This is a genomic window from Lysobacter sp. Root494 (assembly GCF_001427225.1).
GTDB lineage: Bacteria > Pseudomonadota > Gammaproteobacteria > Xanthomonadales > Xanthomonadaceae > Agrilutibacter.
Window position 1 is genome coordinate 425,277 of sequence record NZ_LMFH01000005.1, and the last position, 23,045, is coordinate 448,321.

The following is a 23,045-nucleotide window of genomic DNA, read 5'->3' on the forward strand; positions in this document are numbered from 1 at the left end:
TTTATCTCCGCGAATCTGATTCGTTCAGCGCTCGAGCAGATCCAGCTTGCCCGGCTTGCCTTCCCATTCCTTCGCGTCGGGCAGGGCATCCTTGCGAGTGGTGATCACCGGCCAGGCCTGTGCGAGTTCCGCATTCAATGCGACAAACGCTTCCTGGCCCGCGGGCACGTCGTCTTCCGGGTAGATCGCATTCACCGGGCACTCGGGTTCGCACAAGGTGCAGTCGATGCATTCGTCCGGATCGATCACCAGGAAATTCGGACCTTCATGGAAGCAGTCCACCGGGCACACTTCGACGCAGTCGGTGTACTTGCACTTGATGCAGTTCTCGGTGACGACGAAGGGCATGAGCGACGGCTTCCGGCGGTGATGGAGATCGAACGGGCAATTAGTGTAGCGACACGGCGCGCGGACGGCACTGCATCGGTGGCAACAAAAAACCCGGCCAGGGCCGGGTTTGATGTTCAAGACCCTATCTCAAACTCGGGCCCTGCGAAGGTGGCGCTCCCTACGGGATTCGAACCCGTGTTTTAGCCTTGAGAGGGCCACGTCCTGGGCCTCTAGACGAAGGGAGCTGATTGCTCTCTTTCCGCGCCCGGCATGGGCTGAACGCGGCCTGTTAGTATACGCAGCGCCGTTGCCGTGGGGCAATTGGTAATTTCCGTCGACAGGGACCGCGGCTCGACTCTTGATGTCCGAACTCCAGACCATCCATCCGACGCTGCGGGTCATCCCGCGTGAAGAGCACAACGTTTCGCGCCGGGACATCAGCCCGAACGCCCTGCGCGTGCTGTATCGACTGCGCGAAGCCGGTTTCGGCGCCTACCTCGTCGGAGGCGCGGTGCGCGACCTGCTCGTGGGCGGGCACCCCAAGGACTTCGACGTCGCCACCGACGCGACGCCGGAACAGGTGAAGCAACTGTTCCGCAACTGCCGCCTGATCGGCCGCCGCTTCCGCCTGGCGCATGTCGTGTTCGGCCGCGAGATCATCGAGGTCGCGACGTTCCGTTCGAATGCCGACGATGGCAGCGGGGAACGCGAAACCCACGAAGGCGGCCGCGTGCTGCGCGACAACGTCTTTGGCACGATCGAAGACGACGCGGTCCGCCGCGACTTCACCGTCAATGCGCTGTATTACGCGATCGAGGATTTCTCGGTGCGCGATTACGTCGGCGGCTTCGAGGACGTGCAGCATCGCCTGATGCGCCTGATCGGCGATCCGGAGAAACGCTATCGCGAAGATCCGGTGCGCATGCTGCGCGCCGTGCGCCTCGCCGCAAAGCTCGACTTCGAGATCGAAGCCGCGACGGCAGAACCCATTCCACGCATGGCGCCACTGCTCGGCGAGGCGGCGCCCGCGCGCCTGTTCGAAGAGTGCCTGAAGCTGTTTCTCACCGGCCACGCTGTCGCCAGTTTTGAAAGGCTGGAATACCACGGCCTGCTCGACGTGCTGTTCCCCGAATCGGCCATCGCTCTGCGCGCGAATCGCAGCGGCGCATTGCGGCGCATGCTGATCGCCGGACTGCGTGGTACCGATACGCGCGTGGCCAATGACGAACCGGTTTCGCCGGCCTTCCTGTTCGCACTGCTGCTGTGGCCGGCGTATTGCCGCGCACTGGCGCAGCTGCAGCACGGTGGCATGCATGCGGCGGAAGCCGAACGCCGGGCCGCCGATCGCGTCACCGTGCACCAGCTCAACACGATTGCGCTTCCGCGCAGGTTCTCGTTGCCGATGCAGGAAATCTGGCTGCTGCAGTCGCGTTTCTCGCAGCGGCAGCGCAAGCGTGTATTCCGCTTGCTCGCGCATCCACGTTTCCGAGCTGCCTACGATTTCCTCAACCTGCGAATGGCGGCATCCAACGAACACGCCGATGACGTCGCGTTCTGGCGCGAAGCGCAGCATCAGCCTGGCGACGTGCTGGCGGCGCAGCTCGATACGCAACCCGAAGGCGAATCCGCCGGCGCACCGCGGCGGCGTCGCCGCCGGCGTCGTGGTTCCGCGGCTTCAGGCGAGTGAACGCGAGCACCATTGCCCTGGTCGGCCTGGGCGGCAACCGCGGCGATGCCGCGGCGACGCTGCGCCACACCTTCAAGGACCTCGACGCATTGCCGCAGACGCGCCTGTTGCGCGCGTCGAAGCTGTACCGGAGTCGCGCATGGGGCCGCACCGATCAGCCCGACTTCACCAATGCGGTGGCCATGCTGCAGACCAACCTCGATGCGCGAGAGTTGCTGGATGCATTGCTTGAGATCGAACACCATGCCGGCCGTGAACGTCACGCCGAAGAACGTTGGGGGCCGCGCACGCTGGACCTCGACCTGTTGCTGTACGGCGATGCCGTAATCGACGAACCCGGCCTGCACGTGCCACATCCGCATTTGCACGAACGCAGTTTTGCACTGGTGCCACTGGTGGAAATCGCTCCGGACGCGATGATTCCCGGCATCGGTTCCGCGCGCGCCGCCCTGGCCGCGCTGGAACCCTCCGACATCGAGGCGATAGGCTGATGTACACCTCCAAGCCGCACGAAAAGCCCGCGCAACAGGACAAGCCGTGGACCGTCCCGATGCTTGCCGACGCCAAACGGGACGGCCGCAAGCTCGTGATGCTGACCGCTTACGACGCCAGCTTCGCCCGCACGCTCGACGAGGCCGGTACGGATCTGATCCTCGTCGGCGATTCGCTTGGCATGGTCGTCCAGGGCCACAACAGCACCCTGCCGGTCACCGTTGCCGACACCGTCTATCACGTCGCCTGCGTCGCGCGTGGATTGTCGAAGGCATTGCTGATCGCCGACCTTCCGTTCCAGTCCGACGCAACCCCGGAGCGAGCACTGGAAGCCGCAACCATGCTGCTCCAGGCGGGCGCCACGATGGTCAAGCTGGAAGGCGCGGGCCACAAACTGGACGTCATCCGCTTCCTTGTCGAGCGCGAGATTCCCGTGTGCGCCCACCTCGGACTGACCCCGCAATCCGTGCTGCGCCTGGGCGGCTACAAGGTACAGGGCAGGGATGACGCCACGTCCGGGAAGTTGCGCGCCGACGCCCGCGCGGTCGCCGAAGCAGGCGCCGCATTGCTGGTGCTCGAATGCGTGCCGACCGGGCTGGCGCAGGCCATCACCTCGGACCTCGCTATCCCCACCATAGGCATCGGCGCAGGCCCGCATTGCGATGGGCAGGTGCTGGTGCTGCACGACCTGCTGGGCGTCAACAGCGGGCATCGCCGGCCGAAATTCGTGAAGGACTTCCTGGCTGAAGCCGGTACGATCACCGGCGCCGCCGAAGCCTATGCCGCTGCCGTCCGCGACGGCAGCTTCCCCGACGCCGCGCATTCCTACGGCTGACCGTATTGCCGATGATCGATGTCGTCACCGAACTCGCTGCGCTGCGCGGCCTCGTATCCGGGTGGAAGCAGGCGGGCCAGCGCGTCGCCCTGGTGCCCACCATGGGCAACCTCCATGCCGGCCACTTCTCGCTGATCGAACTTGCGCGACGCCATGCCGATCGCGTCGTTGCGAGCGTCTTCGTCAACCCGACGCAGTTCGGGCCCAACGAAGACTTCAACCGTTATCCGCGTACTCCTGAAGCCGACAGCGCCGGACTGGCCGATGCCGGTTGCGATGCGATGTGGCTGCCGTCAGTAAAAACCATGTATCCGTATGGCGTGCACGCGACAGTTCGCGTGAGCGTTCCCGGCGTCACCGAAACGCTGGAAGGCGCGCATCGTCCCGGTCATTTCGACGGGGTTGCCACCGTGGTCGCCCGGCTCTTCAACCAGGTGCAGGCGAATGTGGCCGTGTTCGGGCGCAAGGACTACCAGCAACTCGCGGTGATCCGGTACATGGTGCGCGACCTCGCGTTCCCGATCGAAATCGTTGCAGCAGAAACACGGCGCGAAGCCGATGGCCTGGCCATGAGTTCCCGCAACCAGTACCTCTCGGCTGAAGAGCGTCCCGTGGCTTCGGAAATCAGCCGTACCCTGCAGTGGATGCGCGAGGCCGTCCGCAGCGGAACAGCCCGCGCGGAAGTGGAAGCGCAGGCGGCACGCCGTCTCGGGAGTGCCGGCTTCGAAGTCGATTACGCCGTCGTCCGTGATCGGGACCTGGGAATCCCCTCGGAAGGGCCCGGCGCCAAGGTTGCATTGATCGCGGCGCGACTCGGCCGCACCCGGCTGATCGACAACCTCGAATTCGAGACCTAAGAGGCTTCCCGGACGGTTAAATCACCGGTAACGGGACGCCGCGTCCCAGCCTGCGTCCATGTTGCACCGCGCCATGCGCTGGTAAACTCACGCTTTCTCGCCGCCAAGCCCGGCGGCCGGAGACGCCGAACATGCAACTGAACGTCCTCAAGGCCAAGATCCACCGCGCCAGCGTTACCCACGCCGAGCTGCACTACGAAGGCTCGTGCGCGATCGACGGCCGCCTGCTCGATATTTCCGGCATCCGCGAGTACGAGCAGATCCACATCTACAACGTGAACAACGGCGCCCGCTTCGTGACCTACGCGATCCGTGGCGAAGAAGGCAGCGGCGTGATCTCCGTCAATGGCGCCGCCGCGCACTGCGCGCAGCCGGGCGATCTGGTCATCATCTGCGCCTACGGCGTCTGCGACGAGGCCGAAGCGGCGAAGTACAAGCCGACCTGCGTCTACGTCGATCGCCAGAACCAGCTCACGCATACCAACCATTCGATGCCGCAGCAGGCCGCGGCATAACGGGAAACACATGCAGGCGAAGCATCGGTTTGAGCAGTTGAAGGCCCAGGCCGATCGCCTGGCGGCGGTGACCCTCGCTTCGATGCTGCAGGCCGACCCTGCGCGCGCCGTCGATTTTTCGATCCGGGTCGGACCGCTCTACGCCAACTTTGCCCGCCAAGGGTATGACCGTGAAGCGCTGGGGGCATTGAACGCGCTGGCGGAGTCCGCCTCGCTCGACACCGCCTTCCGTCGCCTCTTCGACGGCGAAACCGTCAACGTCACCGAAGGCCGCGCCGCACTGCATACCGCGCTGCGCGGCAACCTGTCGCAGGCTGTTGCCGCGCGCGAAGCATTTGGCACCGCAAGCGAAGTGCGCCAGCGCATGTGCCGGTTGGTAGCCGAGCTCGAAGGCAGCGGTCTCACCGACATCGTCAGCGTCGGCATCGGCGGTTCCGATCTCGGTCCGCGCCTGGTGGCCGACGCGCTGCGCGAGGCACTGCCGTCGAAGCTGCGTGTCCACTTCATCTCCAACGTCGACGGCGCCGCCGCGCAACGAACGCTGGCGCCGCTCGATCCAGCGAAGACCGCCGCAGTCCTGATTTCCAAGACCTTCGGTACGCAGGAAACCCTGCTCAACGGCACCATCCTTCGCGACTGGCTTGGCGGCAGCGAACGCCTGTACGCCGTCAGTGCCAATCCCGGGCACGCCGCTGCCGCATTCGACATCGCCGCCGAGCGCGTGCTGCCGATGTGGGATTGGGTTGGCGGGCGTTATTCGCTGTGGTCGGCCGTGGGTTTCCCGATTGCGCTGGCGATCGGTTTCGACCGCTTCGAAGCCTTGCTGGCCGGTGCGGCGGAATTCGATGCGCACGCGCTCAACGCGCCGCTCGACCGGAACCTCGCCGTGCGCCATGCACTCACCGCGGTATGGAATCGCAATGCGCTCGGCCATGCCGCGCAGGGCGTGATGACCTACGACCAGCGACTCGCGTTGCTGCCGGCCTACCTGCAGCAGCTGGTGATGGAGAGTCTCGGCAAGTCGGTCAAGCTCGACGGCTCGCCGGTCGACGGCGACACCGTTCCGGTGTGGTGGGGTGGAGCGGGCACCGACGTGCAGCACAGCTTTTTCCAGGCGCTGCACCAGGGCACGCAGATCGTGCCGCTGGATTTCGTCGGCACCGTGCGCAACGACGATCCATTCGCGGAGAATCACCTTGCGCTGCTGTCGAACCTGTTCGCACAGAGTGAAGCACTGGCGAACGGCAAGCGCAGCGACGATCCGCATCGCAGCTATGCGGGCGGGCGTCCGAGCACGATGATCCTGCTCGATTCCCTGACGCCGCAGTCGCTCGGCGCGCTGATCGCGATGTACGAACACAGCGTGTATGCGCAGTCGGTGTTGTGGGGCATCAACGCGTTCGATCAGTTCGGCGTCGAACTGGGCAAGCAACTGGCGAATGGGCTGATGCCGGCATTGAAGGGCGAAAGCGACGCTTCCGATCCGGTGACGAAGGCGCTGCTTGCCGAGTTGAAAGCACGCGGTTGATTTTCAAGTCCCTTTCCGCCGGGAGCAGGTTCGACGAAGTCGCGCTGGCTCGCGCATCCCTGTTCCACTGCACGACCTTCCCTGCATTGCCCAGCCCAACCCCGATGGACTTCCCTCGGGGCGCCCGGCGCTTCGCGACACCTTTCCCCGATTGGGAGACGGAAAGGCCTACGGGCCTGCTTGCGCATGTCTCGCCAACGCCCACGCCACGTGTTCGCGCACCAATGGCGAAGGATCATCGCGACGCGAAGCCAACGCTTCCATCACCACCGGCGTAGTTGGCGCATTGCCCAGCGCAACGGCGATGTTGCGCAACCAGCGTTCGTGACCGCTGCGACGGATCGCGGTGCCTTCCGTGCGCTGCAGGAATTCTTCCTCGCTCCAGGCGAACAACTCCGGCAGCGTCGCCGCATCGAGATTGTTGCGCGCGCGGAAATCCGGCTCGTCGGTGCGCTTGGCGAACTTGTTCCACGGACACACCAGCTGGCAATCGTCGCAGCCGAAAATCCGGTTGCCGATCAGTGGCCGCAGTTCTTCGTCGATCGAGCCTTCATGCTCGATGGTGAGATAGGCGATGCAGCGTCGCGCATCGAGCCGATTGGGTGCGACGATCGCCTGGGTCGGACAGATGTCGATGCAGCGCGTACATGTGCCGCAGTGCGAAGTTGCGGGCGCGTCCACGGGCAGCGGCAGATCGACGTAGATCTCGCCGAGGAAGAACCAGGAGCCGCCGTCCTTGTCGATCAGGCAGGTGTGCTTGCCGATCCAGCCCAGTCCCGCGTTGCGGGCAAGTGCGCGCTCCAGCACGGGCGCCGAATCCACGAACACGCGGTGGCCGAATGGCCCCACTTCCTGGCCAATACGATCGGCAAGCTTCTGAAGGCGTTGCCGCATCAGCTTGTGATAGTCGCGGCCTAGCGCATAACGCGCCACGTATGCGCGTTCGCCATCGGCGAGCGTCTGCCAGGCTTCCTCGTCATCGCGACGACCGTAATCGAGTCCGACCGAGATGACGCGCAAGGTCCCGGGCACGAGATCTTCGGGGCGCGAACGCTTGTCGCCGTGGCGCGCCATCCACTCCATCGATCCGTACAGGCCCTGTGCAAGCCAGTCGCGAAGGTGGGTTTCGTCTTCGCCCAGTTCCACACCGGTAATGCCGCAACGCTGGAAGCCGTATTCGCGCGCCAGTCCGCGAATGCGGGAAGCCAGTGCGGCGTAGTCAGGCTCGGCGTGGGTGAAAGGTCCGCTCATCGACGCCAAGTATAGAATCCGCCGCATGTACAGGACTTCCTATCTGCTCGACGCAGCGGCACTGCGTGGCATCGAAACGCGTGCGGCGGCGTCGCTGGGCGACGCGTTCGAACTCATGCGCCGGGCCGGCCAGGCGGCGTGGCGCGAAGTGCTGGAACGCTGGCCGCAGGCGCTACGCGTCGTGGTGGTCTGCGGTCCGGGCAACAATGGTGGCGACGGCTACGTGCTGGCGCGGCAGGCGCTCATGTCCGGCCGCCAGGTGGAAGTCGTGCGGCTGCCGCAACACGAGCCGCACAGTGAGCTCGCGACCCGCGCGAGAAGTGATTTTCAGGCGGCTTATGGACGCGTGCTGTCATTCGCGAACCAGCTTCCGGAGGCCGATCTGATCGTCGATGCGCTGTTCGGCACCGGCCTGTCGCGTGCGCCGGATGCTGATACCGCAGCGCTCATCAAAGCCATCAACGCGCAGGCCGCTCCGGTTCTTTCACTCGATGCTCCCACCGGCGTGGATTGCGATCTCGGCAACGTGCCCGGCGAGGCCGTGCGCGCTACCCATACGCTGGAATTCATCGCGCGAAAGAAGGGCTTGTACACCGGTGCCTCGCTGGATCACGTAGGCACGCGTACGCTCGCCACGCTGGACATTCCAACAAACATAGCGGAAGAAGCAGCCGCTTCCGCCGAATTTCTGGAGGCGCGCGATCTCGCGCGATGGTTGCGTCCGCGAAGCCGCGACTCGCACAAGGGTGCGAACGGCCGTGTGCTTTGCGTCGGCGGCGACTTCGGCGGTGGCGGTGCAATCCTGCTTTGCGCCGAAGCCGCGTTGCGCTGCGGCGCAGGGCTGGTCGATGTCGCGACGCGCGGAATGCATCTGCCCGCATTGCTCGCGCGATCACCCGAAGCGCTTGCGCATGTTGTCGAAGACGACGCCCCTCTGGGCGAGTTGCTGGAAAAAGCAGGCGTTATCGCCATTGGTCCGGGCCTGGGCCAGCGCGAATGGGGCGCAATGCTGTGCCGCGCTGCGATGTCAGCGGGCAAGCCGCTGGTGCTGGATGCCGATGCGCTGAATTTCCTTGCGACATCGGAAAATGCATTGCCGGCTGACTGCATCGTCACGCCGCATCCAGGTGAAGCCTCACGCCTGCTCGGTTGTTCGATTGCGGATGTACAACGTGACCGTTATGGCGCGGCGCGCGAACTGGCTTCGCGCTATCGCTGCACTGTCGTGCTGAAAGGTGCTGGCAGCATTGTTGCTTCTCCGGAACACATGCCGCGTGTCATCGGCGCGGGCAATCCCGGGATGGCCGTCGGCGGCATGGGCGATGTACTTGCCGGGACGATCGCGTCGCTGCGCGCACAAGGCCTCATTGCGTTCGATGCAGCGTGCGCAGGTGCATTGCTCCATGCTGTTGCGGGTGATGCGGCGGCGGAAAGCGGCGAGCGCGGTCTGTTGCCTTCCGACCTCATGCCATCGTTGCGACGATTCGCGAATCCACAGGGGGCGAAGTGATTTCGATGTTGCTGGACAACGCCGATGCGACCGATGCGTTGGGCGCGGCGCTCGCACACACGCGGCCGGCGCGTGGGGTCGTGCACCTGCAAGGCGATCTCGGCGCAGGCAAGTCGACACTCGCGCGCGCATTGCTGCGCACGCTGGGCGTCACTGGCGCCATTCGCAGTCCTACCTACACGTTGGTCGAACGCTATCCGCTTTCTTCGGAGGGCGAGGCCTGGCATCTGGATCTGTACCGGATCGGCGATGGCGCCGAACTGGAATTCCTCGGGCTCGACAGCGACGAAGCCACGCTCTGGCTGGTGGAATGGCCCGAGCGCGGCGCCGGGTTCCTGCCGCCGGCGGATCTCCGCATCGGCCTGCAGGTGGCAGGGCGAGGCAGGCGCGCGACTGTGGCCGGCCTCACGGAAACAGGAAGGTCGTGGGTGACCCGTTTGCAGGCCGTAAATCCAATGGCAGTTGCGATCGACTCCTGAACAATCCGACAGGAAAAGGCGGCAGGTACCGGATTCGTAAGGAAAAACTGCTTGACAGCCCAACGCCGCCGGTGCTTGACTACCGGCCATGCGCGTATCGGGGGCCACCGTCCAGAAGTTCCTGCTCGGCATGGCGCTGCTGTCAGCGCTTGCCTGGAACTTGGCGCATGCCAGTGAAATCAAAGACTTGCGCGTAAGTGCGGGCGCTACCGGGACGCGTGCGGAACTCGCCCTGGATCAGGCGGCCGAGTTCAAGGTCATCCGTCTCTCCGCTCCAGAACGTCTCGTGGTCGATCTTCCCGCTTCCCGGGTTCGTCGTGGCCTCGTGATGCCGGCGGGCGCGGGCATCGTGAAGTCGGTGCGCACTGGCCAGCCGGAACCGGGCATCGTCCGGGTGGTTTTCGACCTTTCCCAGCCGGTCGCGGTGCTGAAACCGCATATCGAGCCGGGAGCTGACGGTCCGCGACTGGTTCTCGAATGGCCGGGCGACGGTGAAGGCATGCCTGCTGCGGGTTCACAGCCGGCGAGCGTGGCGGCACCCCCTGCCAAAGCCGCACTCGAGCCTGCGCCGACGACAACCAGCGCTCAGTCGAATGCGCCAGCGCATGCCTCCGCCGACGATGTCGCCGCTTCCAATGCAGCCACGACACGCCTGATTTCCGAGCTGGCCGCGCGTGGCGAAGTCAAGGCGTTCGACAGCCTGCAGAAGACTGCTGCCGCCAGTCCACCGCAGCCTTCTTCGAGTGTTGCCGCGCCCTTTGGTGGCGTAGCTTCGAGCACGATCAGCGCGTCAGAACCATCCAAAGCGCTGGTTTCGAGCACCGGCGTGCCGGCCCGCATCGCAACCGGCGTACCGACGCCGATGAAGGCCGTCCCCACGGATCCGCCTGCGACGGCTTCGATAACCTCCGCACCCCAAGGCGATGCGGTGAAGACGATGAAGGACCTGATGCGTAGCCGCGGCATGCGCCCACTCGTCATCGCCATTGATGCCGGCCATGGTGGCCAGGATCCAGGCGCGACCGGCCAGAGCGGCAAGCGCGAGAAGGACGTGACGCTGGCGATCGCGCGCGAACTGGCGCGCCAGATCAATGCCACGCCAGGTCTGAAGGCCTATCTCACCCGCGACACGGACGTCTTCATTCCCCTCAATCGCCGTGCGCAACTGGCGCGGCAGGCGAAGGCGGACATGTTCGTGTCGATCCATGCCGACGCAGCGGAAAACCGCGGCGCCAATGGCTCTTCGGTGTACGTGCTGTCACTGAAGGGCGCGTCTTCGCAGCGCGCGCGCTGGCTGGCCGACAAGGAAAACGCTTCTGACCTGATCGGCGGCGTGCGCCTGGAAAAGACCAGCGGCACGTTGGCGTCGGTGCTGATCGACCTGACCCAGAGCGGGCAGATGAAGGCGTCCGAGGACGCCGCGACGCACGTGCTCAACGGCCTGAGCCGCATCGGCCGCAACCACAAGCCGCACATCGAACGCGCCAACTTCGCCGTGCTGCGCACCTCGGACATGCCGGCAATGCTGGTGGAAACCGCGTTCATCTCGAATCCGGACGAAGAGCGCCGCCTGACCGACCCGGACTATCAGCGCCAGCTGGCTCGCGCGGTGCTCGATGGCGTCAACACCTACTTCCTGCGTCAGCCGCCGCCGGGCACGCTGTATGCGGCGCGCGCGGCAGCCGACGTTCCTGCCGGAGCGGGCGCGGGTGGCGGCAGTCCCTAAATAGTTGCCGGCGCGGTGGGATTAACGCCGCGCGCCGCATATCATCCCGGACCAGCACATTCGCGGCGTCAGCGCCGTTTTTTCCCGTGGCGATCCGACAGCTACCCGACACCCTCATCAACCAGATCGCCGCAGGCGAAGTCGTCGAGCGTCCCGCTTCCGTGGTCAAGGAGCTGGTCGAGAACGCGCTCGATGCGGGTGCACGGCGCATCGACATCGATCTCGAGGAAGGCGGCGTCCGCCTGATCCGCATCCGCGATGATGGCGGCGGCATTCCGCCCGGCGACCTGCCGCTCGCGGTGTCGCGCCATGCCACCAGCAAGATTGCATCGCTAGAAGATCTCGAAGGCGTCGTTACGCTTGGCTTCCGTGGTGAAGCGCTGCCTTCCATCGCTTCGGTGAGCCGCTTCGTGCTCGCTTCGCGCCACAACGGATCGCCGCATGGCGCCGCGCTCGAAATCGATGGCGGCCGCATGGGCGACATCACACCGAAACCGCATCCGCAGGGGACGACGGTCGAAGTACGCGACCTCTTCTTCAACGTTCCCGCGCGCCGCAAGTTCCTCAAGGCCGAGCGCACCGAACTCGGCCACATCGAGGACTGGCTGCGACAGCTCGCGCTTGCGCGTCCCGACGTCGAGCTGCGCGTCTCGCACAACGGCAAGCCATCGCGGCGCTGGAAAGGCGAGGGCGACCTGTTGTCGGAAGTACGGCTGCACGAAGCGCTGGGCGAGGAATTCGCCAACCATGCATTGCGCATCGACCACAGCGCCGCCGGCCTGCGCCTGCACGGCTGGATCGCGCAGCCCGTGTACAACCGCGCGAGCGCTGACCAGCAATATCTGTACGTGAACGGCCGAGCCGTGCGCGACCGCAGCGTCGCCCACGCGGTGAAGCAGGCGTACGCGGACGTGCTGTTCCATGGACGGCAGCCGGCATACGTGCTCTTCCTCGAGCTCGATCCGCGCCGCGTCGACGTCAACGTCCATCCGGCCAAGCACGAAGTGCGCTTCCGCGACGCGCGCCTGATCCACGATTTCGTCTATCGCACGCTCAACGATGCGCTGGCGGAGACGCGCGCCGGGAGTGCGCCGCCGCCTGCACCGGAGCAGTCGTACGCCGAAGTCGCCTACCGATGGAACGCCGCCGCGCCGCAATCGCCGCTCGGCCTGCAACAGGTGGCCGAAGCGCGTGCCGGTTATGCGGCGCTTTATGGCGGTGCGTCGCAGTCGCCAATTGCGCCAACAGCAGTTTCCATTGCGGCCCTCGCTCCCGGCAACGAAGCGACGATGCCGCCGCTCGGCTACGCCATTGCGCAACTGCATGGCGTCTACATCCTTGCCGAAAATGCCGATGGACTCATCGTCGTAGACATGCACGCGGCGCACGAACGCATCGGTTACGAGAAGCTCAAGTGTGCGCATGACGGCGAGGGCCTGCGCACGCAGCCGCTACTCGTGCCGCTTGCGATTGCGGTTTCCGAACGCGAGGCCGACGTCGCCGAGCGGGAATCCGATACGCTCGCCGCACTCGGCTTCGAACTCACTCGCAGCGGACCGCAGTCGCTGGCGCTGCGTTCGGTGCCGGCGTTGCTCGTTCATGGCGACGTCGAGGCGCTGCTTCGCGACGTGCTCGCCGACCTGCGTGAACACGGTGAAAGCCGGCGCGTCGCCGCCGCCCGCGACGAGTTGCTGGCGACGATGGCCTGCCACGGCGCCGTCCGGGCGAACCGCCGTCTCACTTTGCCCGAGATGAACGCGCTGTTGCGCGAGATGGAAGTGACCGAGCGCTCGGGCCAGTGCAATCATGGCCGCCCGACCTGGGCGCGCTTTTCCCTGGCCGAAATCGACCGTTGGTTCCTGCGAGGACGTTGAATGCTGCGACTGACCTACAAGCTGCCGTTGTTGCTATTCGTCGCGCTGGCCATCACCGCATGCAAGGACGAAGAAGCGACCCGGCAGGCCGCTGCAGCGAAAGAACAGGCGTTCGCCAGCAGCCAGCAGCCCTGGCGCAACGAGCGCCGCGCCAAGCTCACCCGGCCCGATGGTTGGACGAGCCTCGTGGGTCTGCACTGGATCGACGAAGGCGAGCATTACTTCGGCAGCGATGCCGACAACGGCATCCGGCTCGCCGTCGGGCCCGCGCATGTCGGCATGGTGTCGCGCAAGGACGACCGCGTACGTTTCCAGCCCGAGAAGGGCGTGGCGCTCACGTTCAACGACGAGCCGCTGACCGGCGCCGTGACGCTGCTCAGCGATGCGGATCCGGCAGGGCCGAGCCGCATAGGCTTCGACGAGGACAAGGGTATCATCACCTTGATCAAGCGCAGCGATCGCTATGCGTTCCGCGTGAAGCATGCAGATGCGCCGACACGGACCGGCTTCAAGGGCATCGAATACTGGCCCGGCGGCGACGACTGGATCGTTACCGCGAAATACATTCCCAATCCGCCGGGCAAGACCATTCCGATCGCGAACATCATCGGCACGGTCGATGAAGTGCCCAATCCAGGCGCCGTCGAATTCCAGCGCGACGGCAAGACGTTCAGGATCGAAGCGCTCGATGAAGGCGAAGGCACGCTGTTCCTGGTCTTCGCCGACCGCACCAGCGGCCACGGCAGCTATCCCGCAGGCCGCTTCCTGGATGCGCCGAAGCCGGATGCCGCTGGCGACGTCGTGATCGACTTCAACAAGAGCTACAACCCGCCCTGCGCGTTCACCGCATTCGCCACGTGTCCCCTGCCGCCGCCGGAAAACCGGCTGGACCTGGAGATCGTTGCCGGCGAGAAGGCGTACCACTTCGAGGAATCCAAACCAGTCATGAGCACGCAGTCATGAGTCCATCCATGCTTCGCCGCGGCAAGTCCGTCGTGTACTCCCTGCTTGCTTGCGCGCTGATCGCGCCGGCGGTCTATGCGTGGGCGCCTGGTAAATCGCCGGCTCCAGCTGCTGCTTTGTCTGCCAAAGCGCCGCCGACACCGTTGCTGTGGAAAGTGTCGGACCAGGACAACTCCGTGTACCTGCTGGGCTCCTTCCACCTGCTCAAGGCCGACGACTATCCGCTGTCGCCGGATATCGACACGGTCTTTTCCGAAGCGGAAAACCTTGTCTTTGAAGTGCCACCGTCGCAGCTCACCGACCCGTTGCTCGCACAGAAGATGCAGCAAATGGCGGGCTTCAGCGATGGCAGCAGTCTGAGCCAGGTGTTGCCGCCGGACGTGCGCGAAAAGATGGGTCAGGTACTCGGTAAGGACCGGGTCGCGCAGATGGAAGCGATGGAGCCCTGGTTCATCAACCTCGGCTTGCTGATCGGCATTTCGCAGCAGATGGGTTTCAAGGCCGACCAGGGACTGGATCTGCACATCGCGCGCATGGCCGAAGCGGCAAACAAGCCTGTTTCCGGGCTCGAAACGGCCGAGGCGCAACTCGCCGTGCTCGACGCATCGCCGATGGACGAACAGATCGCGGGCCTGCGCGATTTCTTCAACAAGCCCGGCGAAGTTCCCAAGCTGCTCAACGAAACGCACGACGCATGGCGCAATGGTGACCTTGCCAAGCTCAACTCGCTGGTCATCGACGAGGTAAGCAAGGAAACGCCGGTGACCTATCGCATCATCAACGTCGAGCGCAACGATGCCTGGGTGCCGAAGCTGCAACAGATGCTCGACGGAGCCACAGAAGGCAACGACACGCTCGTCGTAGTCGGCGCGATGCATCTGCTCGGCGAAGATGGCGTGGTCGAGAAACTGCGTGCGAAGGGCTATCAGGTCGAGCGGATCTGCTCCGCCTGCAAGTAGCACATTGTGCGACACGCATCTTTGTAGAGCTGAGCTTGCTCGGCTCGCTTTTTTGATCGCGGAAACAAAGCAGGCGGAAAGCTCGGCGCTACAAGACAAGACGCCGGATCGCACTGAACTTCAGGCGGCCGCGATCAGCTCGATGCAATCTACCGGACACGCCGGCACGCACAGTTCGCAACCCGTGCACAAAGGCTCGATAACGGTGTGCATGTGCTTGGAGCCGCCGATGATCGCGTCGACGGGGCACGCCTGGATGCACTTGGTGCAGCCGATGCAGTCGGCTTCGACGATCAGCGCGACCTGCAGCGGCTTGTGTTCCCCGCGCGAACGATCGTAGGGCCGTGCAGGAACGCCCAGCGCCTTCGCCAGCGCGCGCGCGCCCGCATCGCCTCCCGGCGGGCAGTGGTCGATACCCGCTTCGCCGCGCGCCATCGCTTCCGCATACGGGCGGCATCCCGCATAGCCGCACTGGCCGCACTGGGTTTGAGGTAGCACGCGGTCGAGCCGTTCGATCAGGTCAGTCATCTGCGCGCGTCCGAGTGCCAGGGTTTTCAGCGCACCGGCATTCCGGGCTGCGCTCCGCTGTCGGCATCGAGCAGGTGTAGCGAGCCGCCATCGAAACCGGCGGACAGGATCATTCCCTCGCTCACGCCGAAGCGCATCTTCCGCGGCGCGAGGTTGGCAATGAACACGACGCTGCGGCCGACCAGTTTTTCCGGTTCGCCATACGAGCCGCGAATGCCGGAGAAGATCTGCCGCCTGCCCAGCTCGCCGGCGTCGAGCTCGAAACGCAGCAGCTTGTCGGAACCCTCTACGAATTCGCAGGCGAGCACCTTGCCAACGCGCAGGTCGAGCTTGGCGAAGTCGTCGATGCCGATCGTTGCCGGTGCCGGTGCCGGTGCTTCGCTCGCGGACGGCTTGGTCGCGGGAACCGCCGGAGTAGCGGCCGCTGGCGCCGTGGCCTGAAGGGTTTCTTTGGAAGCTTCGATCATGGTCTCAATCTGTTTCGGATCAATGCGGGTGAACAGGGGAGTGTAGGCGGCGATGCCTTGCGCCAGCAGCGGTGTTTCGAGATCGCTCCAGCGCGACACCGGCGCGGTGAGGAAGGCCTCCGCCTGTTCGGCGACGCGCGGCAAGACCGGCTTGAGCGCCGCGGCGAGCACGCGGAAGAGGTTCAGGCCCTGCGTGCACACCGCCTGCAACTGCGCGTCGCTGCCTTCCTGTTTGGCGAGCACCCAGGGCTTATGTTCGTCGATGTACTTGTTGGCTTCGTCCGCCAGCAGCATCGTCAATCGCAGTGCGGTGGCGGCTTCGTTGCGCGCGTAGGCGTCCGCGATCGGCTGAAGTTGCGCGACGAAGTGCGTGTACATCACCGGGTCGGGTAGGTTCGAAGCGAGCATGCCGTCGAAACGCTTCTCGATGAAACCGGCGCAACGACTGGCAAGATTGACGAACTTCCCAACTAGGTCCGAATTCACCCGTGCGGTGAAATCGCCGAAGTTGAGATCGACGTCATCCACGCCACCGGAAGTCTTCGTCGCGAAGTAATAACGCAGCGCTTCCGGCGCGAGCCCGTGGTCGAGGAAAGTGCGCGCCATGATGAAGGTGCCGCGCGACTTCGACATCTTCTCGCCGTTCACCATGAGGTAGCCGTTGACGTGCAGTCGAGTCGGCGCGCGGTGGCCGGCCCCATGCAGCACCGCGGGCCAGAACAGGCCGTGGAAATTGACGATGTCCTTGCCGATGAAATGGTGCAGTTCCGCACCCGTGCCCGGTGTCAGGTAGGCGTCGAAATCGATGCTTTCGCGCGCGCACAGGTCCTTGAAGCTGGCGAGATACCCGATCGGCGCGTCGAGCCATACGTACAGGTATTTGCCGGGATGGCCCGGAATCTCGAAGCCGAAGTAGGGCGCATCGCGCGAGATATCCCAGGCGCGAAGACCACCTTCGGCATCAAGCCATTCGAGCAGCTTGGCCTTCACGCCCGGCGTGGCGACATCGCCAGCGAGCCATTCGCGCAGAAATCCGCTGAAGTCGCCAACTTCGAAGAAGAAATGCTCCGACTCGCGGATCTCCGGCGCCGCGCCGCTCAAGACCGAACGCGGTTCCTTGAGTTCGGTCGGCGCATACGTCGCTCCGCAGTTCTCGCAGTTGTCGCCGTACTGGTCCGGCGTGCCGCAGTTCGGGCAGATGCCCTTCACGTAGCGGTCGGGCAGGAACATGCCCTTCACCGGGTCGTACAGTTGTGCCACTGAGCGGCGCTGGATATGACCATTGGATTCCAGACGGCTGTAGATCGCTTCCGTCAGGGCGCGATTGGTGGCGGAGTGCGTCGAGCCGTAATTGTCGAAGTCAACGCCGAAGGCAGCGAAGTCGCGCTCGTGGCCGATCTGGATTCCGGCAATGAATTCCTCGGGCGTGGTGCCCGCCTTCTCCGCCGCCAGCATGATCGGTGTGCCATGCGTGTCATCGGCGCAGACGAAATGCACGGTGTTCCCGGACATCCGCTGCGCGCGCTTGAAGATGTCGCCCTGGATATAGCCGACGAGATGACCCAGGTGCAGTGGACCGTTGGCGTAGGGCAGGGCGCAGGTGACGAGCAGGTCGCGGGGCATGGGAACGACAGCGGCGAAGAGGGCGCGATTATCGCATGCGGGGCAAAGCACCCCTGGCCGTCGCGCTGAACATTACCCGGAGCGGTGTCGGCAAGAGGCGCTTGTGCACGGGCCTTGAGCCTTTGTAGCGCTGCGTGGTGCCAGATAGCACAACGGCCCGCTTTCGGGCCGTTGTGAAAGGCATTTTGCAAGAGTCGATCAGTCGCGTACCCACGTCGCGTCGCGGCAGATAAACACGGCCTTGCAGCCGGTCACCTGCAGCTTCTTGCCACCATCGAGCAGCTTCACCGACTTGGCCTTGAAGTTCATGCCGGCGGACGGCTTGAACCCCTGGCCATCACCCCACGTTCCGTCGGCCTTGGCCTTCAGGTCCCAGAGCACCGGCATGCCGACGATCGGCTTGCCCTTGTCCTTGCCCGAGCACTTCTCGCAGGTCGCCGGCGCGGCAATGTTCTCGACGATCTTCGCCGCGAGATGGCCATTCTTCGCGGTGTAGACCTCCACGACGGTCATGGCCTTGCCGGTCTCGTCATCCAGCGTCTTCCAGCGCCCGATGGGCGAGGCCGTCGACTGCGCGAGAACGAGCGCGGAAGCAGCGACCAGCGTCAGGCCAAACACCGCCAACAGCAGATTCTTAGAAAGATTGTTGCGCATTGATCAGTCCCCTCCGGACTCTGTCCTGCGCCGCCGGATGGCGGTGCGACGGCGCCTTTATATCGCATTCGGTGCCGTAGGGAAGCCGGCATGCGGTCGGATCAATGAGGGGATAGGCTTAGTATCGGCGGATGACTACACCGACTGCACCGACGACTGAACGCGCCCAGGTCTACGTAAATGCAATAGCCGCATTGAACCGCCAGGATTGGCGCGAGGCCCTGGATCTGGCCCAGCGATTGGCGCATGAGGTGCCTGAAGTAGCAGGCGTTCACTATGTCGCCGGAATGGCTGCGCTGAATCTGTCAGACCTCCGCTCCGCGGTCGGCTCCTTACAACAGGCCGTTCGCCTGGATGGCCGTCGCCCTGACTACCTGGCCACACTCGCGCGTGCGCTGGCGTCTGCCCAAATGCTTCCTGAGGCCGTTGAAGCGGCAGACGCTGCCGCTGCACTGCGACCTACCGATCCGCAGACGCTCAACACGCTCGCGGTGGTCTATTCGCAGGCGAACGCATATGAGAAGTCCGCGAGGATAAACAAACGCGCGGTCGACCTGCACCCGAATTCCGCGCCATTTCGGTTCAACTTGGCGACGTCGATGACCTTCCACGGCGATCTCGACGGTGCAGAGGTCGAGTACGAAACATGCCTGCGGTTGCAGCCATCACATTGGCAATCGCATCTGGGATTGTCGCAGCTGCGCCGCCAAGATCCAGAACGCAATCACTTGATGCGCCTGCATCACGAGCTGGAACGGATCGATGGAGATCGCGTCGGAGAGATGTACCTGCATCTCTCCCTGTCCAAGGAGTACGAAGACTTAGGTGATCTCGACAGGAGTTTTGAACATCTATCCGCAGGCAAGGCAGCCGGGCGCGGGGGTCGGAACTACACGGCGGAAAGCGACAAAGTGCTGTTTGATACGCTCATGGCGAATGTTCAGCCGGTGCGCGAACGCTCGGGAGGACATCCTAGTGAAGAACCGATATTCATCATCGGAATGCCTCGTACAGGCACTACCTTGGTGGATCGCATCCTTTCCAGCCATCCGGACGTGCATTCCGCCGGTGAGCTTCCCAATTTTGGTGCCGTCCTGAAGCGTGCATCAGGAAGCCGGACAGCCAGTTTGTTGGATGCGGATACCATCGTGCTGGCGCGTGAGCTGGATTGGAGGCGAGTCGGAGAGGCGTATGTAGCCAGCACACGCCCTGGCACAGGTCGTACCCCTCGTTTCATCGACAAGCTTCCGCAGAATTTCCTCTACGCAGGTCATATCGCGCGAGCATTGCCAAATGCGCGGATCATCTGCCTGCGACGCAACCCGATGGACACTTGCCTGAGCAACTTCCGGCAACTCTTTCAGATGGGTTCGTCTTTCTACGACTATTCATTCGACTTGCTAGGCGTCGGCCGCTACTACCTTCTGTTCGATCGCCTGATGACGCATTGGCAACATGTGATCCCTGGCCGGATCCTGGAAGTGCACTACGAGTCGCTGGTGGAATCGCAGGAAGCGACCACGCGCGCGCTACTCGCTCATTGTGGACTGGATTGGGACGAAGCTTGCCTTCGTTTTGAAGAGAATGAGGCGCCTGTGGCCACCGCGAGCGCGGTGCAGGTGCGTTCGCCGGTATATCGCAGTTCGTTGCAGCGGTGGAAGCGCTATGAATCGCATCTGACCGCTCTGAAGTCGCTGCTGGAGCAGGCCGGCATTGTAGTCGACTAGCTTAGTAACTGCGCTTGGACAAACGTCTTGCCTGATAAAAAAAGCCCGGCACATGGCCGGGCTTCTTGTGACGTTCGGAAGGTCTCAATTGAACTTGTAATCGAACTGAACGAATACCTCGCGACCGATCGGGCTGAACTGACGCCAGAAGAAGGGATAGGTGTTGAAGGTGTCGTCGCGCGGATGGATGCGATCGAAAACATTATTGACGTACAGGCCAAGAGTCGCCTTCTCGGTGATCTCCTTCGAGACGTTGAGGTTCCACAGGATTTGCGGACCGATGCGACCGGTTTCTGCCCAGTTCGGTAGCGAACCCCAACGCGTGTAGTACACGGCCGTAGTCCAGTCGCTCTTCTCCCACACCACATTGCCGCTGATACGACTGCGGTTGTTGAAGAATTGGGGATGATCGCGGATGTCCTCGACGGGCTCGCCTTCGAACTCCTGCTGCTCGAGTTTCAGTACGTGCGTCCAGTTCAGGCCGAAAGTGAACTCGCCCATGCGGTCGGTATCGAGTTTGTAGCGCCAGGCCGCATCGATACCGCTCGTGCGGTTGAGGGATTGGTTGATCGGGAACGAGCGGAACTCGGTGACGTCGCCATCATTGAACGGACCGCCGGCGTCCTCGCGGTTGACAAGGCCAGTGTAGAACTGACAAGCAGCGGAAGTTGGATCGACGGCAGCGCCCTCGCGCGTTTCTCCGAGCAAGCAGTCGGCTTCATTGCGGAACAGCAGGCCAGAGATGTCTGCCACGGCATCACGCAATTCGATGGCGTAATAGTCCAACGACAGTGACATGTCATCCATGACATCCCAAACGAAGCCGACGGTGGTGGACTTGCCCTTTTCAGCTTCCAGGTTGCGGTCGCCCGCACGGGTTCCCTGGACCTGATAGTTGTAGTCGGCGCCGCTGCAGGGATTGGACGGGTCACGCGGATCGAAGCCATCGCGCCGGCACTTGTACTCGTCGAAGATCGAGGTGAAGAAACCGGATTCTTCCGCATAGACATAGTGCATGTCAGGCGCACGGAAGCTGGTGCCGTGACTGCCGCGAATCAGCAGGTTCGAGAACGGGCGCCACTCAAGGCCAACTTGCCAGGTCGACGCATTATCGATAGCACTCGCGTCGACATATTTGTCCCACCGTCCGGCCGCATTCAGCTTAAGGGAACTCAGTATGGGCACGCTCAGTTCCAAGCCGGCCGCATATCGGTCCCGATCACCCCTGCCCCCGGTGCTTGTCAAATTGTAGATCGGTTCGGGACCGGAGTAGTTCGGGTTGGTGCGTGGATCAGGATTGATCTCGTATTCCTGGCTCGCTGCTTCCAATACAGCAGCCATGCCCACGGAGCCTGCCGGCAGCTCGAAGATGTCGCCGGACACTACGAAACTGGCTTGATTGACGCTGGTCTCGGCCTTGTCTCTGACAATCGTATTGAGCGATGCGAAGGTTGCCGGATCGATCGGGTTATAAAAGCGGTCGATATTCAGATTATAAGCGTCATAGCCATACCCAAGGATGTCCCCGCCTGCGAGTGGCTGGCCGAGGAAATATTCCTGCAACGGATTGGCAAGGAAGCGAGGTGTGCGGCTGTCGAGCTCATACTGCGCACGCGACAAGGTTGCATCCCAATCGAAGCGCCCGTCGGCGAAGGTACCGCGCAAGCCTGCAGCGAAGTCGAAGGACTTCTCTTCAATGGTCGTTACCAATGAGTTGCCGGTTTCTGCCGGGGTAAAGATGCGCTGAAGCTGCGCATACGAGCCCGGCACACCGAACTGTTCCAGGAAAGGCGACTGCACATTGGCGAGATATATCCCAGGGGTTGACCAGAACTGCACGCCGCTCGTCAACTTGGCTTTCGCACGGGTGTGGTACAGCTGGGCAAAGCCCTGCAGGTTGTCCGTGAAATCCATCGTTCCCGAAACGTAGAAGGACTGATTGCTGTCGCTATTACGGATGGCCTGCGTAGCCGGATAACCGAAATAACCGCAGCGCGGGCCGGTGTATACAGCGGATGTCTCGAAGAAGAAGGTGTCGAAATCTCCAAAACGACCGCAGGTGGTTTCGGCGCCATCCGGGAAAAGGCGGTTGCTGTCGAACAAATCAAAGGCCAGAAGGCCTTCGACCGGATTTACATCCTGGTCCGGCACGGAAGGATCATCGAAGTAAGAATCCATGAAGTCGCGCTGGCTGGCATACAACGCTTCGCGTTCCAGGCTCTCGAAGGCGTAAGTCACGCTCCAGTTCTCGCCGGTCTTGCCGCCGACCCACTGCACTTGGCCGGTATCGCCGCCGCCGCGCGTCGTAGTACCGGCGCGCACCGTCAGTTGATCGCCGTCAAAGTTGCTCTTCAGGATGATGTTGACCACGCCCGCGACTGCGTCGGAACCGTAGATGGCCGATGCGCCGCCAGTCAGGATTTCGATGCGCTCGATCGCGGCGGCCGGGATATTGGCCAGGTTCACCGCGTTGGATTCGCTGTTGTACGGCAGTGGGTAATCGGCAGCGCGCCGACCATTGATGAGGATCAACTGATAGCCCGGACCCAAGCCACGCAGGTTGAGAAAACTGGCATTGGGCGTGAAGCCGTTCTGGTTGAATTCGTTCTGAACGCTGCCGGTGAACTGGGTCAGGGTGTTCAGCGCATCGTAGACCGTGGTGAAACCTTCTTTCTCGATATCGTTCGCGGTGATAACGGTGATCGGAGCCGGACCTTCGATCTCCGCGCGCTTGATGCGGGAGCCAGTAACCACGACTTGGTCGAGGTTCGTGGTTTGTTCGTCGGTAGAGGCGTTCTGCTCTTGTCTCTCCTGCGCTATTGCAGCATTCGTGGACAGGAGTAGGGCGCTCAAAAGCGCCGCTGTCAGCCTGCTACGTTGCAGGCGCGCGGTGTTGCTAACTGCCATCACTTTCCCCTTAGCTGATGATTGGTTTACTTGTTTCGCCGGCCCCCAGCGGTTGGGCATGGCCCAACGGTTCGAACTTAACACGCGATTAACGCCCGTGGCATAGGCGACGAAGCTACGAACTTTGCCGATC

General features: G+C 63.5%; 19 protein-coding genes and 1 tRNA gene. 13 read left to right on the forward strand and 7 right to left on the reverse strand.

What is annotated here, in order from left to right:
* Positions 1–24: 24 nt before the first annotated feature.
* Both fdxA and ASD14_RS05255 read right to left on the reverse strand, forming a co-directional pair.
* A complete protein-coding gene (gene fdxA / locus ASD14_RS05250) occupies positions 25–348 on the reverse strand; it encodes a ferredoxin FdxA (RefSeq protein WP_056130021.1) in 324 nt (107 codons plus the stop codon).
* 151 nt (positions 349–499) lie between these two features.
* Positions 500–575, reverse strand: a tRNA-Glu gene (locus tag ASD14_RS05255).
* A gap of 116 nt (positions 576–691) precedes the next feature.
* Between ASD14_RS05255 and pcnB the strand changes: the two genes are divergently transcribed.
* The 6 genes from pcnB (at position 692) to pgi (ending at position 6,244) form a co-directional block, all read left to right on the forward strand.
* Entirely contained in the window at positions 692–2,017 is a 1,326-nt protein-coding gene (gene pcnB, locus ASD14_RS05260; RefSeq protein WP_056130023.1) for a polynucleotide adenylyltransferase PcnB, read from the forward strand.
* On the forward strand, positions 2,014–2,508 hold the full coding sequence (gene folK, locus ASD14_RS05265) for a 2-amino-4-hydroxy-6-hydroxymethyldihydropteridine diphosphokinase (protein ID WP_056130025.1): 495 nt from the start codon (positions 2,014–2,016) through the stop codon (positions 2,506–2,508). Before pcnB ends, folK begins: the two co-directional genes overlap by 4 nt.
* Entirely contained in the window at positions 2,508–3,344 is an 837-nt protein-coding gene (gene panB, locus ASD14_RS05270; RefSeq protein ID WP_056130028.1) for a 3-methyl-2-oxobutanoate hydroxymethyltransferase, read from the forward strand. The genes folK and panB overlap by 1 nt, the downstream gene beginning before the upstream one ends.
* An 11-nt stretch (positions 3,345–3,355) precedes the next feature.
* Positions 3,356–4,201 (forward strand): pantoate--beta-alanine ligase, encoded by an 846-nt coding sequence (gene panC, locus ASD14_RS05275; protein ID WP_056130030.1) that lies wholly within the window; start codon positions 3,356–3,358, stop codon positions 4,199–4,201.
* Positions 4,202–4,332: 131 nt separating this feature from the next.
* Positions 4,333–4,716 carry an aspartate 1-decarboxylase gene (panD, locus tag ASD14_RS05280; RefSeq protein WP_056130033.1) on the forward strand — a complete coding sequence of 128 codons (384 nt, stop codon included), beginning with the start codon at positions 4,333–4,335 and terminating at the stop codon, positions 4,714–4,716.
* Between the two features lie 10 nt (positions 4,717–4,726).
* The gene (gene pgi / locus ASD14_RS05285) at positions 4,727–6,244 is read left to right on the forward strand and encodes a glucose-6-phosphate isomerase (protein WP_056130035.1); all 1,518 of its coding nucleotides are present in this window, start codon (positions 4,727–4,729) and stop codon (positions 6,242–6,244) included.
* A gap of 168 nt (positions 6,245–6,412) precedes the next feature.
* Here the strand turns inward: pgi and queG are convergent, their stop codons facing one another.
* Positions 6,413–7,495, reverse strand: coding sequence for a tRNA epoxyqueuosine(34) reductase QueG (gene queG, locus ASD14_RS05290; RefSeq protein WP_056130038.1), 1,083 nt, complete (start codon positions 7,493–7,495; stop codon positions 6,413–6,415).
* A 25-nt stretch (positions 7,496–7,520) separates the two neighbouring features.
* On the opposite strand from queG, the gene ASD14_RS05295 reads away from it, so the two are divergent.
* The 6 genes from ASD14_RS05295 (at position 7,521) to ASD14_RS05320 (ending at position 15,006) form a co-directional block, all read left to right on the forward strand.
* On the forward strand, positions 7,521–9,005 hold the full coding sequence (locus ASD14_RS05295) for a bifunctional ADP-dependent NAD(P)H-hydrate dehydratase/NAD(P)H-hydrate epimerase (protein ID WP_056130041.1): 1,485 nt from the start codon (positions 7,521–7,523) through the stop codon (positions 9,003–9,005).
* A gap of 5 nt (positions 9,006–9,010) precedes the next feature.
* Positions 9,011–9,484, forward strand: a complete 474-nt coding sequence (gene tsaE / locus ASD14_RS05300; RefSeq protein WP_056132132.1) for a tRNA (adenosine(37)-N6)-threonylcarbamoyltransferase complex ATPase subunit type 1 TsaE — start codon at positions 9,011–9,013, stop codon at positions 9,482–9,484.
* A gap of 130 nt (positions 9,485–9,614) precedes the next feature.
* On the forward strand, positions 9,615–11,210 hold the full coding sequence (locus tag ASD14_RS05305) for an N-acetylmuramoyl-L-alanine amidase (protein WP_162247693.1): 1,596 nt from the start codon (positions 9,615–9,617) through the stop codon (positions 11,208–11,210).
* An 86-nt stretch (positions 11,211–11,296) separates the two neighbouring features.
* Positions 11,297–13,084 carry a DNA mismatch repair endonuclease MutL gene (mutL, locus tag ASD14_RS05310; protein WP_056130050.1) on the forward strand — a complete coding sequence of 596 codons (1,788 nt, stop codon included), beginning with the start codon at positions 11,297–11,299 and terminating at the stop codon, positions 13,082–13,084.
* Entirely contained in the window at positions 13,085–14,047 is a 963-nt protein-coding gene (locus tag ASD14_RS05315; RefSeq protein WP_056130051.1) for a DUF1684 domain-containing protein, read from the forward strand.
* Positions 14,044–15,006, forward strand: coding sequence for a TraB/GumN family protein (locus ASD14_RS05320; RefSeq protein ID WP_056130054.1), 963 nt, complete (start codon positions 14,044–14,046; stop codon positions 15,004–15,006). Before ASD14_RS05315 ends, ASD14_RS05320 begins: the two co-directional genes overlap by 4 nt.
* A 120-nt stretch (positions 15,007–15,126) precedes the next feature.
* On the opposite strand, the gene rnfB is transcribed toward ASD14_RS05320, so the two are convergent.
* From rnfB to ASD14_RS05335, 3 genes are all read right to left on the reverse strand, one after another.
* Positions 15,127–15,534: an Rnf electron transport complex subunit RnfB gene (rnfB, locus tag ASD14_RS05325; RefSeq protein ID WP_082538754.1), complete on the reverse strand. Its 408-nt coding sequence runs from the start codon at positions 15,532–15,534 to the stop codon at positions 15,127–15,129.
* A 26-nt stretch (positions 15,535–15,560) separates the two neighbouring features.
* Positions 15,561–17,624: a methionine--tRNA ligase gene (gene metG, locus ASD14_RS05330; RefSeq protein WP_056130061.1), complete on the reverse strand. Its 2,064-nt coding sequence runs from the start codon at positions 17,622–17,624 to the stop codon at positions 15,561–15,563.
* A 198-nt stretch (positions 17,625–17,822) separates the two neighbouring features.
* Positions 17,823–18,278, reverse strand: coding sequence for a DUF2147 domain-containing protein (locus tag ASD14_RS05335; RefSeq protein ID WP_056130065.1), 456 nt, complete (start codon positions 18,276–18,278; stop codon positions 17,823–17,825).
* A 131-nt stretch (positions 18,279–18,409) separates the two neighbouring features.
* On the opposite strand from ASD14_RS05335, the gene ASD14_RS05340 reads away from it, so the two are divergent.
* Positions 18,410–20,005 carry a tetratricopeptide repeat-containing sulfotransferase family protein gene (locus ASD14_RS05340; protein WP_056130068.1) on the forward strand — a complete coding sequence of 532 codons (1,596 nt, stop codon included), beginning with the start codon at positions 18,410–18,412 and terminating at the stop codon, positions 20,003–20,005.
* Between the two features lie 84 nt (positions 20,006–20,089).
* Here the strand turns inward: ASD14_RS05340 and ASD14_RS05345 are convergent, their stop codons facing one another.
* A complete protein-coding gene (locus tag ASD14_RS05345; RefSeq protein ID WP_235565313.1) occupies positions 20,090–22,972 on the reverse strand; it encodes a TonB-dependent receptor in 2,883 nt (960 codons plus the stop codon).
* Positions 22,973–23,045 lie beyond the last annotated feature (73 nt).

What these genes read in the sequence shown, in the direction of transcription:
- fdxA (WP_056130021.1), bottom strand. Translation starts at nt 348, where the DNA reads ATGCCCTTCGTCGTCACCGAGAACTGCATCAAGTGCAAGTACACCGAC.
- pcnB (WP_056130023.1), top strand. Translation starts at nt 692, where the DNA reads ATGTCCGAACTCCAGACCATCCATCCGACGCTGCGGGTCATCCCGCGT.
- panB (WP_056130028.1), top strand. Translation starts at nt 2,508, where the DNA reads ATGTACACCTCCAAGCCGCACGAAAAGCCCGCGCAACAGGACAAGCCG.
- panC (WP_056130030.1), top strand. Translation starts at nt 3,356, where the DNA reads ATGATCGATGTCGTCACCGAACTCGCTGCGCTGCGCGGCCTCGTATCC.
- panD (WP_056130033.1), top strand. Translation starts at nt 4,333, where the DNA reads ATGCAACTGAACGTCCTCAAGGCCAAGATCCACCGCGCCAGCGTTACC.
- pgi (WP_056130035.1), top strand. Translation starts at nt 4,727, where the DNA reads ATGCAGGCGAAGCATCGGTTTGAGCAGTTGAAGGCCCAGGCCGATCGC.
- queG (WP_056130038.1), bottom strand. Translation starts at nt 7,495, where the DNA reads ATGAGCGGACCTTTCACCCACGCCGAGCCTGACTACGCCGCACTGGCT.
- ASD14_RS05295 (WP_056130041.1), top strand. Translation starts at nt 7,521, where the DNA reads ATGTACAGGACTTCCTATCTGCTCGACGCAGCGGCACTGCGTGGCATC.
- tsaE (WP_056132132.1), top strand. Translation starts at nt 9,011, where the DNA reads ATGTTGCTGGACAACGCCGATGCGACCGATGCGTTGGGCGCGGCGCTC.
- ASD14_RS05305 (WP_162247693.1), top strand. Translation starts at nt 9,615, where the DNA reads ATGGCGCTGCTGTCAGCGCTTGCCTGGAACTTGGCGCATGCCAGTGAA.
- ASD14_RS05315 (WP_056130051.1), top strand. Translation starts at nt 13,085, where the DNA reads ATGCTGCGACTGACCTACAAGCTGCCGTTGTTGCTATTCGTCGCGCTG.
- ASD14_RS05320 (WP_056130054.1), top strand. Translation starts at nt 14,044, where the DNA reads ATGAGTCCATCCATGCTTCGCCGCGGCAAGTCCGTCGTGTACTCCCTG.
- rnfB (WP_082538754.1), bottom strand. Translation starts at nt 15,534, where the DNA reads ATGACTGACCTGATCGAACGGCTCGACCGCGTGCTACCTCAAACCCAG.
- metG (WP_056130061.1), bottom strand. Translation starts at nt 17,624, where the DNA reads ATGCCCCGCGACCTGCTCGTCACCTGCGCCCTGCCCTACGCCAACGGT.
- ASD14_RS05335 (WP_056130065.1), bottom strand. Translation starts at nt 18,278, where the DNA reads ATGCGCAACAATCTTTCTAAGAATCTGCTGTTGGCGGTGTTTGGCCTG.
- ASD14_RS05340 (WP_056130068.1), top strand. Translation starts at nt 18,410, where the DNA reads ATGACTACACCGACTGCACCGACGACTGAACGCGCCCAGGTCTACGTA.
- ASD14_RS05345 (WP_235565313.1), bottom strand. Translation starts at nt 22,972, where the DNA reads ATGCCCAACCGCTGGGGGCCGGCGAAACAAGTAAACCAATCATCAGCT.